The sequence below is a fragment of the Bradyrhizobium sp. Leo114 genome, from assembly GCF_055229415.2.
In genome coordinates this window covers 1-904 of the sequence record NZ_JBUYEN020000178.1, presented here as the reverse complement: position 1 = coordinate 904, position 904 = coordinate 1, and the positions used below count along the sequence as shown (strand labels likewise).

1 protein-coding gene and 1 pseudogene are annotated in these 904 nt (G+C 62.5%); both read left to right on the top strand.

Going from position 1 to position 904, the window contains the following annotated elements; translation table 11 throughout:
• A pseudogene (locus tag ACZIRK_RS45260) lies at window positions 1-185 on the top strand (IS21 family transposase); the annotation flags it as partial.
• A gap of 16 nt (window positions 186-201) precedes the next feature.
• Window positions 202-904 (top strand): IS21-like element helper ATPase IstB (gene istB / locus ACZIRK_RS45255; protein ID WP_474419844.1); only part of this gene is annotated, 703 nt, incomplete at its 3' end.

Below are 904 nucleotides of genomic sequence, written 5' to 3'. Positions count from 1 at the left end.
CCAAAAGTTACAGCGCCGAGCGCGTCGACGCGGCCTGCCGGCGCGGCATTCTGATCAAGGCACGATCCGTCGCCTCGATCCGCTCCATCCTCCAGAACGGCCTGGATCGCACCTTTCTCGACGAACCCTCCGAACACCAACCCCTGCGCCACGGCAACATCCGCGGCTGGGATTATTTCCACTGAAGCCAAGGAGACCTGTATGCTCAACCATCCCACCCACGAACGCCTGATCGAGCTCGGCTTGGGCGGCTTGGCCAAGGCCTTTGAGGAGCAGCGACGATCACCTGATCTCGAAGCCTTGCCGTTCGAAGATCGCATCGGCCTGCTGGTCGACCGGGAAGCCGCAGAACGTGACACCAGGCGGCTCACCACGTGCCTCAAGCTGGCCGCGCTTCGCCAGAATGCCTGCGTGGAGGACGTCGATTTGCGCACGCCGCGGGGTATCGACCGGGCCGTCTTCGCCAAGCTCGTCAGCGGCGACTGGATCGATCGCCACGAGAATTTTCTTCTAACCGGGGCGACCGGATTGGGCAAAAGCTGGTTAGCCTGTGCTCTCGGTCACAAGGCCTGCCGCGACAATCGCTCGGTTCTCTACCATCGCGTCCCAAGATTGTTCGAAGCGTTGGCGCTCGCGCGGGGAGATGGACGTTATGCCCGCTTGCTCAAAACCCTTGGCCGCGTCCAGCTTCTGATTTTGGACGATTGGGGATTGTCGGTGCTCACCGTCGCCGAGCGGCGCGATCTACTGGAAATCCTCGAGGACCGCCATGGCCGCGCATCGACCATCGTAACCAGCCAACTTCCCGTGGACTCATGGCACGAAGTTATCGGAGATCCCACGCTCGCCGACGCCATTCTGGATCGCCTCGTCCATAACGCTCACCGCCTCCAGCTGGCCGGCG